Raw genomic sequence first — 12,421 nt, 5'->3', positions numbered from 1 at the left:
CAAGCGCCGAAGATGGGTGGGAGATGCCGAAGGACCGGGCCAGCAATCTGGAACTGATGTGGGGGAACCGGGAACGCCCGGCGAGAGGGCCGAAGCCGGGGCTCACGCTCGACGAGATCGTGAAGGCCGGCGTGCGGGTGGCCGACAGTGAAGGGCTCGACGCGTTGTCCATGCAGCGCGTCGCCGGTGAACTCGGCTACACCACGATGTCGCTCTACCGCTACGTCTCAGGCAAGGACCAGCTGATCGCGCTGATGTCCGACGTCGCGCTCGGGCCGCCGCCCGAACCGTCCGGCGGCGACTGGCGCGCGGAGGTGGAGGCCTGGGTGCGCGCGATGTGGCGGGGCTACCGCGAGCACGCGTGGCTGATGTCGGTGAAGATCGAAGGTCCGCCGTCGGGCCCCCAAGGGCTGGCGTGGCTGGAAGCGGCCCTGCGCGCGCTGGAGGAATCGGGGCTGGACAAGGGAGAGCGGATCGGGGTGACGATGTTCGTCAACGCCGCCACCTTCAGCCTCGCGCGCCTTTCGGTCGACCTCAAGCCGATGGAGGAGTTCGGTGCCGCGCTGGTACTGGGCGCTCGGACCGGCCAGTACCCGATCCTGGCGAGCATGATCGAGGACGGCACGTTCGAAAGCGTCGGCGCGCCGCAGACCGAGTTCGCGCAGGAGGTCCTGCCCGATCTGGAGTTCGGCCTGCGGCGCCTGCTCGACGGCATCGAGCACTACGTCAGTGCGCGGAAGACCGCGCCCACAGGTTGATGTCGCCCTCGACCGCGTACCGCTCGATCTCGGCCAGTTCCTCGTCGGTGAACTCGAGATTGCCCAGCGAGCCGACGTTCGCCTCCAGCTGGGCCACGCTGCTGGCGCCGATCAGCACCGAGGTGACCCGCTTGTCGCGCAGCGCCCACGCCAGCGCGAGCTGGGCCAGGCTCTGCCCGCGCCGCTTCGCGACCTCGTTCAGCGCGCGGACGCGGGTGAGGTTCTCCTCGGTGAGCATGCCCTCGTCGAGCGCGCCGCCGGTGGCCGCCCGCGAGTCGGCGGGAATGCCGTCGAGGTAGCGGTCGGTCAGCAGGCCCTGCGCCAGCGGGGAGAACGCGATGCACCCGGCGCCGACGGTGTCCAGAGTGGACAGCAGATCCTGTTCCTCGATCCAGCGGTTCAGCATCGAGTAGGACGGCTGGTGGATCAGCAGCGGGGTGCCCAGTTCACGCAGCAACCGCGCGGCCTCGGCCGTCTTTTCCGAGGAATACGACGAGATGCCGACGTAGAGCGCGCGCCCGGAGCGGACCGCGGTGTCCAGCGCGCCGACCGTCTCCTCCAGCGGGGTGTCCGGATCGAACCGGTGCGAGTAGAAGATGTCCACATAGTCCAGACCCATCCGCTCCAGCGACTGGTCCAGCGAGGCGAGCAGGTACTTGCGCGAACCGAAGTTGCCGTACGGCCCCGGCCACATGTCGTAACCCGCCTTGGTCGAGAAAACAAGTTCGTCCCGGTATGGGCGGAAGTCCCCGGCCAGCATCCGGCCGAAGTTGCTTTCCGCGGCACCGTAGGGCGGGCCGTAGTTGTTGGCCAGGTCGAAGTGGGTGATGCCGAGGTCGAAGGCCCGGCGGCAGATGGCGCGCTGGGTCTCGAACGGCCGGTCGTGGCCGAAGTTGTGCCACAGGCCGAGCGAGACGGCGGGCAGGTGCAGCCCGCTGCGCCCGGAGCGCCGGTAAACCATGGAGTCGTACCTGTCGGCAGCCGCGATGTAAGTCACCACCGCAGCCTACGGCTTCGGTCCGGCGACCGGCACGGTCACCGAGGTACCCGCCAGGTCGAAGTCCAGCGCCGGGTGCAGGCTCGGCGAGCGGATCCAGAACGCGTCCGTACCGCCCAGCACCAGCCCGATCCGGTGCCCGGCGGGCACCAGCTTGTCCACTGTGGAGATGCGGAAGGTCATCGTGTAGTACCGGTCCGGCCGCAGGTCCTCACCGCGCCAGAGGGTCCGGTGGTGCCCGATGTCCGCCCAGCCCGCGGCCAGCAGCTGGTGGTCGACGGTTTCGGTGGTGGTTTCGGTGTCCAGGTAACAGGCGCTGTCGCCGGGCGCGCTCTCGCCCCAGCACGACCGGGTTTCCAGGTTCCGGATGCCGGGAGCGCCCTGGTAGGTGGCGCGGACGGTGGCCGGGCCGTAGTCGACCAGCATCGCGCCGACCCTGGCCTGCGGCGTGCTCGAGCGCACCTTCACCGTCACCGAGCCGGTGCCCGACAGCTGCGTGGGCCGGTCCAGTGGCTCGGTGGTGAAGACCACTCGCGCGGTCGAAGGATCGGCGGGCTGCCGGATCCAGTCGTAGCCGGTCAGTGCGGGGTCGTCCACAATGGACTCCACGCCGTTCGCGGGTGCAGTGCCCAGTCCGCCGTCGCCGGTCGGCCGGAGGGTCACCGGCCGGGCGCTCGCCGGTGGCCAGCGGCGTTCGTCCACCCACTGGCCGACGGCGGCTTCGCGGTGCACGGCCGGTTCGTGCTCGATCCCGTTGCGGACGTCCAGCAGCCACCGGTCCAGCCAGCGGTGCAGGGTGTGCACGAACTCGGGGCGCTGGAGGTCGAACGGGTCGACGTGACCGGCCTGGCTCAGCCACGCCTTTCGGGTCACGCCGTGCGCGCCGAGCGCGTCCCACCACGGACCGAACTGGATGGTGCGCACGTTGAGATCACCGAAGCCCTGGACGGCGAACACGCTGGCGCGCACGCGATGTGCCTGGTGCACGTAGTTCAGCGACTCCCAGTACCGGTTGTAGTCGCCGTCGGTGCCCGCGAGCTCTTCCTGCTCGGCCATCCACGGTGCGCACAGCTCCTGGGCGCGCGGGTTGAGCAGTCCCGGCGGGCCGCCGCCACCACCGTGCCACGCGCCGTCGGAGTTGTGCACCTCGTAGTAGGAGCTGACCCCGGCGATCGGCACGATGGTCCGGACGCCTTCGACACCGGTGGAGGCGACGCCGATCGCGGTCGCGCCGTCCTGGGACTTGCCCACCAGACCAACCGCGCCGGTGGTCCAGTCCGCCCGGACCGGCGTGCCGCCCTCCACCGCGGAGTAGCCGGTCGCGCGGCCGTTGAGCCAGTCGACGACGCCGCGTCCGGACGGCACGTCGTCGAAACAGCCGCGGGAGCGGTTGGTGCCACCGGCGTCGACCAGCACCACCGCGTAACCACGGGGCACGAAGTAGTTGTCGTAGAAGAGCGGGAAGCCCAGCGGGGTGCCGTCGGGCGCGTAGGTCTTCTTCTGCGCTTCGTTGCCGCGCCCGCAACACGCGTAGTACGGGCTGACGTCCATGATCACCGGCACGCGCTGCCCGCGGGCCGCCGGTTCCGCCGGGCGGATGATGTCCGCGGCGATCCGATCCCCGGCGCCGTCGCGGTCGAGATCGGTGCCGATGTCGACCCACACCGTTTCGCGGATGGCGTGCTCGTAGGAGTAGATCGGCGCGCTCACCCCGTTTTCCAGCTGGAACGGCTTGCCCGCGGCACCGGCCGCGGAAACCGGGGCGGTCAGCCCCGCCAGCAACACCAAGACCAGCAGCCCGCCCAGAATCCGCATGGGCCGATTATGGCCGACGCCGGAGCACTTCCAGGGTTTTCACGGCACGTTCGTAGTCCTCGCGCAGCGCCGCGCGACGCTCGGTGATCCAGTGCTCACCGGGCTCGCCGTCGAGGAAGTCGCCCCGGTAGACCTCGACCGCGGTGGCCAGCCACTTCGCCGGGGCCAGTTCGGTGTCGCGCAGGGCGTTGCGGAAGCGGTCGACGTCGAAGTCGCAGCCTGCTTCGCGGTCGAAGCGGTAGCGCCCGTTCGAGTAGGTCACCCAGCCCGGCTGCCGCAGCGCCCGGCGCAGGTGGTGCAGCGTGGTGTGGAAGTTGTTGCGGACCTGCGCGTCGGTGGACCACGGCCACAGCGCCCGCCCGATCCGGTGCTTGGTGCAGTCGGTTTCGGTGAGCAGGAAGTACAGCAGCTCGCGGGGTTTGGCGAAGGTCCAGTCGGCGGGCAGCAGCGGTTCGGAGCCGAGGAACACCTCCGCCCGGCCGAAGGCGAACACCCGCAGCGGCGGATCCACCACCCGCGCGGCCGGGGCGTGCTCGTCGAGTTCCTCGCGGATCACCTGTTCGGCGGTGACCGCGGACCACAACTGCGTGAAGCGGTCCGGTGACACCGCGCCGCGCGCGGCGGCCAGCGTCCGCTGCCGGGCCGCGCGTTCCACCGGTGGCACGCGCGCGCCGGTCAGCATGCGCAACTCGGCCGAGGCGCCGAGCAGGCGCACGGCGTGTTCCGGCTCCCGAGCCGCCAGAGCGACCGCGGCCAGTGCCTCCAGCTGACTGGCGATCCGCCACCGCGCGTTGAGCGAATGGTGGTTGCGCAGGCTCGCGCGCAGGTAACGCCGCGCCGCGGTGGTATCGCCTTCGTGCAGCGAGAGCAGCCCGAGCTGGCCGAGCGACCACGCCTTGCCGTCGCGCCAGGACGCCCGGTCGGCACCGGCGAAGCTCTGCGAAAGCAGCGCGCGGGCCGAGGCGTGCTCACCGCGGTGGAGCGCGACCACGCCCAGCCCGAGCAGCGCGCGGGACTGGGCCCGCTTCGCCCGCGTCCCGGACTGGACCTTCGAAATCGCCCCGGCACCGGCGCACAACATGCGCGCGGTGCCGAAATCCCCGCGCAACCAGGAAACCAGGCCGAGGCGGTTCAGCGATTCCGCGGTCCAGAGCGGGTCGGCCAGGCGCATCGCCAGCCGTCTGCTCTGCGCGTACCTGGCGAACGCGCCGGCGTAGTCGCCGAGTTCGAGCGCGGCGTCACCGAGCGCGTCGAGCACGATCCCGGCGTTGGGGACGTCACCGCACCGGGCGCAGATCGCCAGTGCCTCGGTCAGCCGGTCGGCCGCTCGCTCGTGTTCGCCGGCGAACCGCGCGACGGCGCTCAGGTTCAGCAGGTGGTCGAGGCGTTCGCGGTCCGCGCCGGACACCGGGCCGGCCGGCGCGACCGGCTCGGCGGCGAAGTACTCGCGCACCACGCGCAGCAGCCGGAACCGCGTGCCGCAGCGCACCACCAGCGCGGCGCCGGACAGCCGTGCCAGGGCCGGGGCGGGGTCCGGGCCGCCGGTCAGCTCGCGTACCGCGGCCGTGGTGAACAAGCCGGGAAACACCGCGAGCCTGCTCAGCAACTGCCGGTCGGCCGGGCTCAGCCGCAGCACGGCCGTGGTGAGCGCACCGCGCACACCGGTCAACCGTTGCCGACAGCCGTCCAGTGGTAACGGAGTTGCCGACATGGAGAACACCTCGTGCGGGATGCGCGTTGTGATCTCCACCTTCCGCATCACCGGGCTAGTCCGGTATCGGGGGATTCCCTCATCCGGCTTTGCCGACACCGTGCGCTGGGTGACCATGACCCGGTGGACGAGGATGGACCGCCGGCGGGGCGCGCGGCCGAACTGGCGGTGCTGGGCCGGATGCTGGCCGCGCTGGCCGCCGGGCGGCCGGGCGCGGTGGTGCTCACCGGGGAACCGGGCATCGGCAAAACCCGGTTGCTCGCCGAGCTGACCGGGCGGGCCGGTGCCGCGCGGGTTTTCGGCGGTGCCGCCACCGAGTTCGAGCGGGCCGAGCCGTACGCCGTTTTCGCGCACGCGCTGGACCCGTTCCTCCGGTCGCTCGGGGAGTCGGGGCGGGCGGTGCTCGGCCCGGCCGGCGAACTGCGGGTGGTGTTCCCCGCGTTCGGCCCGCCGGTGGACCGGGTTCCCGCCGCTTCGCACGTCCGCTGGGCGGTGAGCGCGCTGCTGGCGCGGCTCGCCGCGCAACGGCCGCTGGTGCTGGTGCTCGACGACCTCCAGTGGGCCGATGCCGCCTCGATCGAACTGTTCGGCCACCTCGTGCGGTGGCTGCCCGACGCGCCGTTGCTGCTGGCGGGGGCGATGCGCCCGGCCCGAGGCCCGGAACGGCTGCGGCTGCTGCTCGACACCGCCCGGCCGGGCAGCGAGTTCGAAGAGGTGCCGCTCGGCCCGTTGAGCCTTGATGAGGTCGCCGGGCTGATGCCGGACCCGGCCGCGGCGGAAGTGGCCGCACTGCACCACGAATCCGGCGGCAATCCGTTCTACTTCGCGGCACTGGCCAAGGAAGGCGCGTCGAGCCTGCCCCAGACGGTGTTCAGCGCGGTTTCCACGGAACTGCGCGCACTGGCGCCGGGGACGCGAATCGCCGCGTGGGCCGCCTCGCTGTCCGAAATGCCCTTCGAACCCGGCCTGGCGGCGGAAATCGCCGAACTACCACTCGGTGAATTCCTGACCGCGCTCGACGAACTGGCCGCCGCCGACCTGGTGCGACCCGTCGGGGGAACCGGCCGGTTCCGCTTCCGGCACCCGATCGTGCGCCGGGCCGTGCACCAGACGGCGGGGCCCGGGTGGCGGCGCGCGGCCCACGCCCGTGCCGCCGAAATCCTCGCCCGGCGCGGGGCGGGCGTGGCGGCCATCGCGGAACACGTCGAGCGCAGCGCGGTGGCCGGTGATCTGGTGGCGGTGGAACTGCTGGCGGACGCGGGAAAGGCGGCGTTGCCAGCCGAAGCCGCGCGCTGGTTCGGCGCGGCACTGGACCTGTTGCCGAACGGGGAGGTGCACCGTTCCCGGCGCCAGGAACTGTTGACCCGCCTGGCTTTGTGCGCGGGTGCGGCGGGCCTGATCGACGAGAGCAGGCGGGCGGCGGACGAGCTGCTCACGCTGACCCGGCCGTCACCGGCCAGGACGGAACTCGTCGCCTTCCGGTCGTTCGTCGAGTGCGCTTCGGGACGGCACGACCGGGCACGGGCGCTCCTGGACCGCGAACTCCGCGTGGTGCCGAGGGAACTGGTCGTGTGCCGGGCCGCGTTGCACGCCGAACTGGCGAGCACCGCGCTGATCCGCGCCGACCACGCGGAAGTCGAGCGGCACGCGGACCTGGCGCTCGCCGCCGACGGGCCCGCCCACGTGCTGGCGACCGCGCTGCTGGCGCACGGGCAGTACGCGCTGGGCCGGATCGAGGAGGCCATCGCGACCGTCGACCGCGCGGCCGCGAGGTTCGACGCGATGACCGACGAACTGCTGCTGACCCGGCTCGACGCCTGCCTGCCACTGGCGCGGGCCGAACAGGACCTGGACCGGCCGGACGACGCGATCCGGCACGCCACGCGCGGGCTCGACCTGGCCAGGTCGTCCGGGCAGGCACTGGTCGCGCCCCTGCTCTGGACCGCACGCGCTGCCGCGCACGCGTCGCGAGGCCGTCCGGTGGAAACGCTCGAGGACGCGACCGAGGCGTACGAACTGTGCCGCGGCGGGGGAAACCGGTACGGCGCGGCGCTCGCGTTGTGCGTGAGCACTCGCGCGCAGGTGTGGCGCGGCGAGGTGAGCGCCGCGGTGGCGTCGGCGGAGGAGGCGCTGGCGATCGGCCGTGACACCGGGGCGGCGGCGCTGCTGGGCGACGCGGGCGTCGGGTACGCGGAAGCGTTGCAGGCAGCCGGGCGCTTCGCCGACGTGGAACCGGTGCTGCTGGAGACGACCGGGAACTTCGAACTGGTGGACCGGCCGTGGTGGCCGCGATTGCACCTGGTGCTGATCACGGCGGCGCTGGCGGCCGGGGACCGGCCGGGGGCCGGCCACCTGCTCGGGCAGGCCCGCGAGGCGGTGGACGGGATCCCGCTGGCCTCGCGCCAGTCGGTCGTGCGGTACGCGGAAGCGTTGGTGCTGCTGGATTCGGCGGAGTTCGACGCGGCCGCCGACGCCGCCTTCACCGCGCTCGGCCTGGCCGGAACGGCGGGCTGCCAGGTGCGGGCCGGGCAGGCGCGCATCGTCGCCGGACGGGCGCTGGCCGCGAACGGTGACCGGGACCGCGGCCTGGCCGAACTGCTGCGCGCGGAACGGGACCTGGCCGCGCTGGGCGCCTACCGCTACCGCGACCACGCGGTGCGCGAGCTGCGCCGGTTCGGGCGCCGGGTGCCGCGGCCGGCCCACGGTTCCGGTGCCGGGTTGAGCAACCGGGAACACGAGATCGCGCAGCTGGTGGCGGCCGGGCGCACCAACCGGGAGATCGCGGAGCAACTGGTGATCAGTGAGAAGACGGTGGAGACGCATGTGTCGCGAGTACTGCGAAAACTGCGGGTCCGCTCCCGCGCCGGGGTCGGCCGGGCATTATGAACCGCATGGCGCGCAAGGTGATCGACGTCCGAGCCGAGTTCCCCGTCACGCCCGCGCAGCTCTACGCGGTGCTGCGTGAAGGGGCCCGGTGGCCGGAGCTGACCCCGCTGGGCTCCTTCGAGCTGTACCGGCCGGGGGAGACCGAACCCGAAGGCGTCGGCGCGATCCGGTTGTTCCGGACGCCGCCGTTCGCCAGCTACGAGCAGATCGTCGAGCTGGAACCCGATCGCCGGTTCAGCTACACACTGCTACGAGGGCTTCCGCTGCGGGACTACCGGGTGGACGCCACGCTGACCCCGGTCGGCGGCGGCACCGAACTGCACTGGCACTGCGAATTCACCCCGAAGATCCCCGGCACCGGCTGGTTCTACCGCTGGTTCTTCGGTTACTTCCACGCCAAGGTGGTCGCCGGGCTGGGCGCGGGGGCGACCGCATAGAGTCACCGCATGCCGACCGCGGAACGCCGGACCCAGGAGGAACGCAGCGCCGCCATGCGCCGGCGCCTGCTCGACGCCACCGTCGACTGCCTGGTCGAGCACGGGTACGCCGGCACGACGACCACCAGGGTGGCCGAGCGCGCCGGGGTCACCCGTGGCGCCCAGGTGCACCACTTCCCGACCAAGGCCGATCTGGTCACCTCGGCGATCCGGCACCTGGCGGCCAAGCGCACCGAGGTGGCGATGGCCGAGATCGACCGGCTGAAGGCGTCGGCCGATCCGGTCGGTGACGCGCTGCAGCTGATGTGGGAGATGCACCAGGGGCCGGTGTTCTCGGCCACCGTCGAGCTGTGGGTGGCCTCGCGCACCGACCCCGACCTGCGGCGCCAGATGTCCGCGGTGGAGCCGATCGCCACCTCGAGCCTGGTCGAGTTCGGCAAGGCGCTGCTGCCGGGTTACGCCGGGCACCCCGAGTTCCTGCCCGCGGTCTACACCGCGATGGACACCGTGCGCGGGATCCTGATCGCCAGCTGGGCGACCCGCGACCAGGCCGAGCTGGACGCGCGCTGGGCCCGCGCCCGGCGCCACCTGCGGGTGCTCTACTCCGCGCTGCTCGAAGCGGCCTGAGCCGCGACCCACTCGCGCAGGGTCACCGGCTCGCGGCCGATCAGCTTGGCCAGGTCCGGCGCGGCGAGCGCCAGGTCCCCGGCGGCGATGCCCCGGTTCGAGTCGACCAGCACGCCGACCAGCGGCGCGGGCAGCCCGGCCGCGGTGAGCTGCTCCTCGGCCTGCTCGTCGGTGAGCGCGGTGAAGGTGATCTCGCGGCCGGTGGCCTCGCTCAGCGCCGCCGCCCAGTCCGCGTAGGAGTAGGTGACCGGCGAGCCCAGCTCGTAGACGGCGTTCTCGTGGCCGCCGGTGGTCAGCGCGACCGCCGCCGCCTCGGCGTACTCCGCGCGGGTCACCGGGGCGGTCCGGCCGTCGCCGGCCGAGCTGGCCAGCGTGCCGGTGGCCAGCGCCGCGGCGATGGTGCCGAGATCGTTCTCCAGGTACCAGTTGTTGCGCAGGATGGTGTAGGTCAGGCCGCTCGCCTTGAGCAGTTCCTCGGTCGGACCGTGGGTGCGGGCGAGCAGCATGCTGCTGGAGTCCGCCTTGGTCAGCGAGGTGTAGAAAACGTGCCGCACCCCGGCGCGCTTGGCCGCCTCGATCGCGTTCCCGTGCTGGGTGACGCGGTGGTCGGAGACGTCGCCGGTGGAGATGAACAGCACCTTGTCGGCACCGGCGAAGGCCTGGTCGAGGGTCTCCGGCCGGTCGAAGTCGCCCTGCCGGACGTCGACGCCGAGATCCGCGGCCTTGGCCGGTTCACGGACGCTCACCGCGATCTCGCTCGCGTCCACCCGCTTGAGCAGGTGCTCGACCACCAGCCGGCCCAGCTGGCCGGTCGCCCCGGTCACCACGATCGTCATGTTGTGCTCCTCAGTGTCGGTGCCTGTTCGCCCTGGTCAACGGGGCCGGCCCGCCATTGATTCCGTTCGGAGAGTAATGACTTTGAAGTCTGTAACTCTCTGTGGGAGAGTATTGGGTATGACCTTCGTGATACCGGATCCGTACGACCGCGACTGCCCGACGCGGCAGCTGCTCGACCGCATCGGGGACCAGTGGACCGTGTTGATCGTGGGCGTGCTGGGCGGCGGGCCGCTGCGGTTCACCGAGATCGGGAAGCGGGTGTCGGGCATCTCGCAGAAGATGCTCACCCAGACCCTGCGCGCCCTGGTCCGCGACGGCATCCTGGCGCGGCGCATGTATCCGGAGATCCCGCCGCGGGTGGAGTACGAGCTGACCGACCTGGGACGCGACCTGGCCGAGCCGCTCGCGGTGCTCACGAAGTGGGCCACCCAGCACATGGACCGGGTGGCCGCCGCGCGGGAAGCCTACGACCGCGCCGACGCCGTGAAGGCGGCCCGGTCAGGGAAGTAGGCCCGCTTCGTGGGCCAGCAGGCCCGCCTGGGTTCGGTTCGCGCAGTCCAGCTTCACCAGCATCCGCGAGACGTAGCTCTTCACCGTCGACTCCGAGAGGTGCAGCCGGGCCGCGATGTCCGCATTGGACAGTCCGGAGCCGAGGCAGCCGAGCACCTGGACCTCCCGCTCGGACAGCACCGAGATCCGGTCGCGCGCCCGCTCGGCCCGGTGCTGCTCCCCGGCCGACGCGGCGACCAGGCGGCGCGCGGCCTCCGGCGAGAGCACGGTGTGCCCGTCGGCGGCCACCCGGACCAGGCCGATCAGGTCCTCCGGCGGGGTCGACTTCACCAGGAAGCCCGCCGCACCGGCACGCAGGGCGCGGATGACGTAGCTGTCGGCGTCGAAGGTGGTCAGCGCGACCACGGCGGGCGGGTCGGGCAGTTCGGCGATGCGCTCGATCGCGGTCAGGCCGTCGACGCCGGGCATGCGCAGGTCCATCAGCACCACCCGCGGCCGGTGCCGGATGACCGCCTCCACCGCCTCCGCGCCGTCGGCCGCGGAACCGGCGACCTCGATGTCCGCGGCCGAGGACAGGATCGTCTTCAGGTGCGCGCACACCATCGGCTCGTCATCGACGACGACTACCCGGATCATTCCGTGCACCCTCTGCCGTGGGAACGTACGCGGGCAGTATCGCACCGACTTCGAAGCCGCCACCCGGCAGCGGCCCCGCCCGCAGCGAGCCGCCGAGCAGATCCGCGCGCTGCCGCAAGCCGGCCAGTCCCGCCCCGGAACCGCTCTCGGCGAGCACCGGGTCCGGCCGCGCCGACGCCGGGCCGTTGCGCACGCTGATCCGCACCCCGTCGGCGGAGTAGCGGATTCCGGTGTCCACCACGGCTCCCGGCGCGTGCTTGCGCACGTTGGTCAGCGCTTCCTGCACGATCCGGTGCGCGGTACGGGAAATCGTCGGTGAGAGCTGGGCGGGATCACCGTCGAGATCGAGCCGGACCTCGACGCCGACCGACGCGGATTCCGCGGCCAGTGCTTCCAGCGCGGCGATGTCGGCCGCCGCGTCGACCCGCCGCTCACCCTTTCTGTCCATTTCGGACTGACCGGTGTGCAGCACGCCGACCAGGTCCCGCAGTTCGTCGAGCGCCCTGGTGCCCGCGGCGCGGATTTCCTCGGCGGCCGCGCGCACCGGCTCCTCCGCCGAACTGACCCCGAGCGCACCGGCGTGCAGCACCATCAGGCTGAGCTGGTGGGTCACCACGTCGTGCATCTCCGCGGCCAGCCGCCGCCGTTCCTGCGCCCGCGCCCGCTCGGCCAGCAGCGCCTGCTCGCGTTCCGCGCGTTCCGCCCGGTCCCGGAGCGACTGGAGCAACTGCTTGCGCGCGTCCACGTAGAGGATCAGCAGCGCCGGCAGCACGGTGTTGACCAGTCCGAACGGCGTGATGTCCCAGCTCGGCGTCCAGGCACGGGTGGCGATCACCGCCAGCACCCCGGTCAGGATCAGCGCCGTCCGCCGGTCCAGCACCCGGACCATCGCCACCACCAGCACCGGCGTGACGGTGGGCACGGTGGCCAGCGTCAACGGGTCGAGCGGGGACAGCAGGCCCGGCGCGAACAGGTCGGCCACCAGCATCGCCACCGCCCCGCCCACGCCGAGGCCGAACACCGTGCGCGGGAAGCGCCACACCACCAGCAGTGAGAGGTCGAGCACCAGCTGGAGCGCCAGCCATGCGTGCGGACCGGCCCAGCCGCTGGTCCGCTGCCCGGCCGCGTAGAGCGCGACGTCCAGTCCGGACAGTGCCAGCGAGGTGACCGCGAGCGAGATCAGGTCGGTTTTGGAAGGCCGGCGCAC

At 72.2% G+C, this 12,421-nt stretch carries 11 protein-coding genes; 5 read left to right on the top strand and 6 right to left on the bottom strand.

Annotation, left to right across the window (positions count from 1 at the left end):
• Positions 1 to 23: 23 nt before the first annotated feature.
• Entirely contained in the window at positions 24 to 758 is a 735-nt protein-coding gene (locus YIM_RS35920) for a TetR/AcrR family transcriptional regulator (RefSeq protein ID WP_153034569.1), read from the top strand.
• Here YIM_RS35920 and mgrA read toward each other — a convergent pair.
• The 3 genes from mgrA to YIM_RS35905 are packed head-to-tail and all read right to left on the bottom strand — an operon-like array spanning position 727 to position 5,281.
• Positions 727 to 1,755, bottom strand: coding sequence for an L-glyceraldehyde 3-phosphate reductase (mgrA, locus tag YIM_RS35915; RefSeq protein WP_153034567.1), 1,029 nt, complete (start codon positions 1,753 to 1,755; stop codon positions 727 to 729). The two genes, YIM_RS35920 and mgrA, sit on opposite strands and share 32 nt — an antisense overlap.
• A 9-nt stretch (positions 1,756 to 1,764) precedes the next feature.
• Entirely contained in the window at positions 1,765 to 3,570 is a 1,806-nt protein-coding gene (locus YIM_RS35910; RefSeq protein WP_153034566.1) for a CocE/NonD family hydrolase, read from the bottom strand.
• Between the two features lie 7 nt (positions 3,571 to 3,577).
• Positions 3,578 to 5,281 carry a tetratricopeptide repeat protein gene (locus YIM_RS35905; RefSeq protein WP_153034564.1) on the bottom strand — a complete coding sequence of 568 codons (1,704 nt, stop codon included), beginning with the start codon at positions 5,279 to 5,281 and terminating at the stop codon, positions 3,578 to 3,580.
• Between the two features lie 123 nt (positions 5,282 to 5,404).
• Between YIM_RS35905 and YIM_RS35900 the strand changes: the two genes are divergently transcribed.
• The 3 genes from YIM_RS35900 to YIM_RS35890 are packed head-to-tail and all read left to right on the top strand — an operon-like array spanning position 5,405 to position 9,231.
• Entirely contained in the window at positions 5,405 to 8,167 is a 2,763-nt protein-coding gene (locus YIM_RS35900) for an AAA family ATPase (RefSeq protein WP_153034563.1), read from the top strand.
• A gap of 5 nt (positions 8,168 to 8,172) precedes the next feature.
• Positions 8,173 to 8,604, top strand: coding sequence for an SRPBCC family protein (locus YIM_RS35895; protein WP_153034561.1), 432 nt, complete (start codon positions 8,173 to 8,175; stop codon positions 8,602 to 8,604).
• A 54-nt stretch (positions 8,605 to 8,658) separates the two neighbouring features.
• Positions 8,659 to 9,231, top strand: coding sequence for a TetR/AcrR family transcriptional regulator (locus YIM_RS35890; protein WP_153037464.1), 573 nt, complete (start codon positions 8,659 to 8,661; stop codon positions 9,229 to 9,231).
• Here the strand turns inward: YIM_RS35890 and YIM_RS35885 are convergent.
• Positions 9,204 to 10,067, bottom strand: a complete 864-nt coding sequence (locus YIM_RS35885) for an SDR family oxidoreductase (protein ID WP_153034559.1) — start codon at positions 10,065 to 10,067, stop codon at positions 9,204 to 9,206. The genes YIM_RS35890 and YIM_RS35885 overlap by 28 nt on opposite strands.
• Before the next feature lie 127 nt (positions 10,068 to 10,194).
• Here YIM_RS35885 and YIM_RS35880 point away from each other — a divergent pair, with 127 nt between their 5' ends.
• The gene (locus YIM_RS35880; RefSeq protein WP_153037463.1) at positions 10,195 to 10,578 is read left to right on the top strand and encodes a helix-turn-helix domain-containing protein; all 384 of its coding nucleotides are present in this window, start codon (positions 10,195 to 10,197) and stop codon (positions 10,576 to 10,578) included.
• Here YIM_RS35880 and YIM_RS35875 read toward each other — a convergent pair.
• Complete coding sequence (locus YIM_RS35875) at positions 10,567 to 11,214, bottom strand: response regulator transcription factor (RefSeq protein WP_153034558.1); 648 nt, start codon at positions 11,212 to 11,214, stop codon at positions 10,567 to 10,569. The two genes, YIM_RS35880 and YIM_RS35875, sit on opposite strands and share 12 nt — an antisense overlap.
• A complete protein-coding gene (locus tag YIM_RS35870; protein WP_228004238.1) occupies positions 11,189 to 12,421 on the bottom strand; it encodes a sensor histidine kinase in 1,233 nt (410 codons plus the stop codon). The genes YIM_RS35875 and YIM_RS35870 overlap by 26 nt, the downstream gene beginning before the upstream one ends.

It is taken from the genome of Amycolatopsis sp. YIM 10 (assembly GCF_009429145.1).
Taxonomy (GTDB): domain Bacteria; phylum Actinomycetota; class Actinomycetes; order Mycobacteriales; family Pseudonocardiaceae; genus Amycolatopsis.
The sequence above is the reverse complement of the archived record's forward strand: the minus strand, read 5'-3'. Positions and strand labels throughout refer to the sequence as shown.

What these genes read in the sequence shown, in the direction of transcription:
- YIM_RS35920 (WP_153034569.1), top strand. Translation starts at nt 24, where the DNA reads ATGCCGAAGGACCGGGCCAGCAATCTGGAACTGATGTGGGGGAACCGG.
- YIM_RS35910 (WP_153034566.1), bottom strand. Translation starts at nt 3,570, where the DNA reads ATGCGGATTCTGGGCGGGCTGCTGGTCTTGGTGTTGCTGGCGGGGCTG.
- YIM_RS35905 (WP_153034564.1), bottom strand. Translation starts at nt 5,281, where the DNA reads ATGTCGGCAACTCCGTTACCACTGGACGGCTGTCGGCAACGGTTGACC.
- YIM_RS35895 (WP_153034561.1), top strand. Translation starts at nt 8,173, where the DNA reads ATGGCGCGCAAGGTGATCGACGTCCGAGCCGAGTTCCCCGTCACGCCC.
- YIM_RS35890 (WP_153037464.1), top strand. Translation starts at nt 8,659, where the DNA reads ATGCGCCGGCGCCTGCTCGACGCCACCGTCGACTGCCTGGTCGAGCAC.
- YIM_RS35885 (WP_153034559.1), bottom strand. Translation starts at nt 10,067, where the DNA reads ATGACGATCGTGGTGACCGGGGCGACCGGCCAGCTGGGCCGGCTGGTG.
- YIM_RS35875 (WP_153034558.1), bottom strand. Translation starts at nt 11,214, where the DNA reads ATGATCCGGGTAGTCGTCGTCGATGACGAGCCGATGGTGTGCGCGCAC.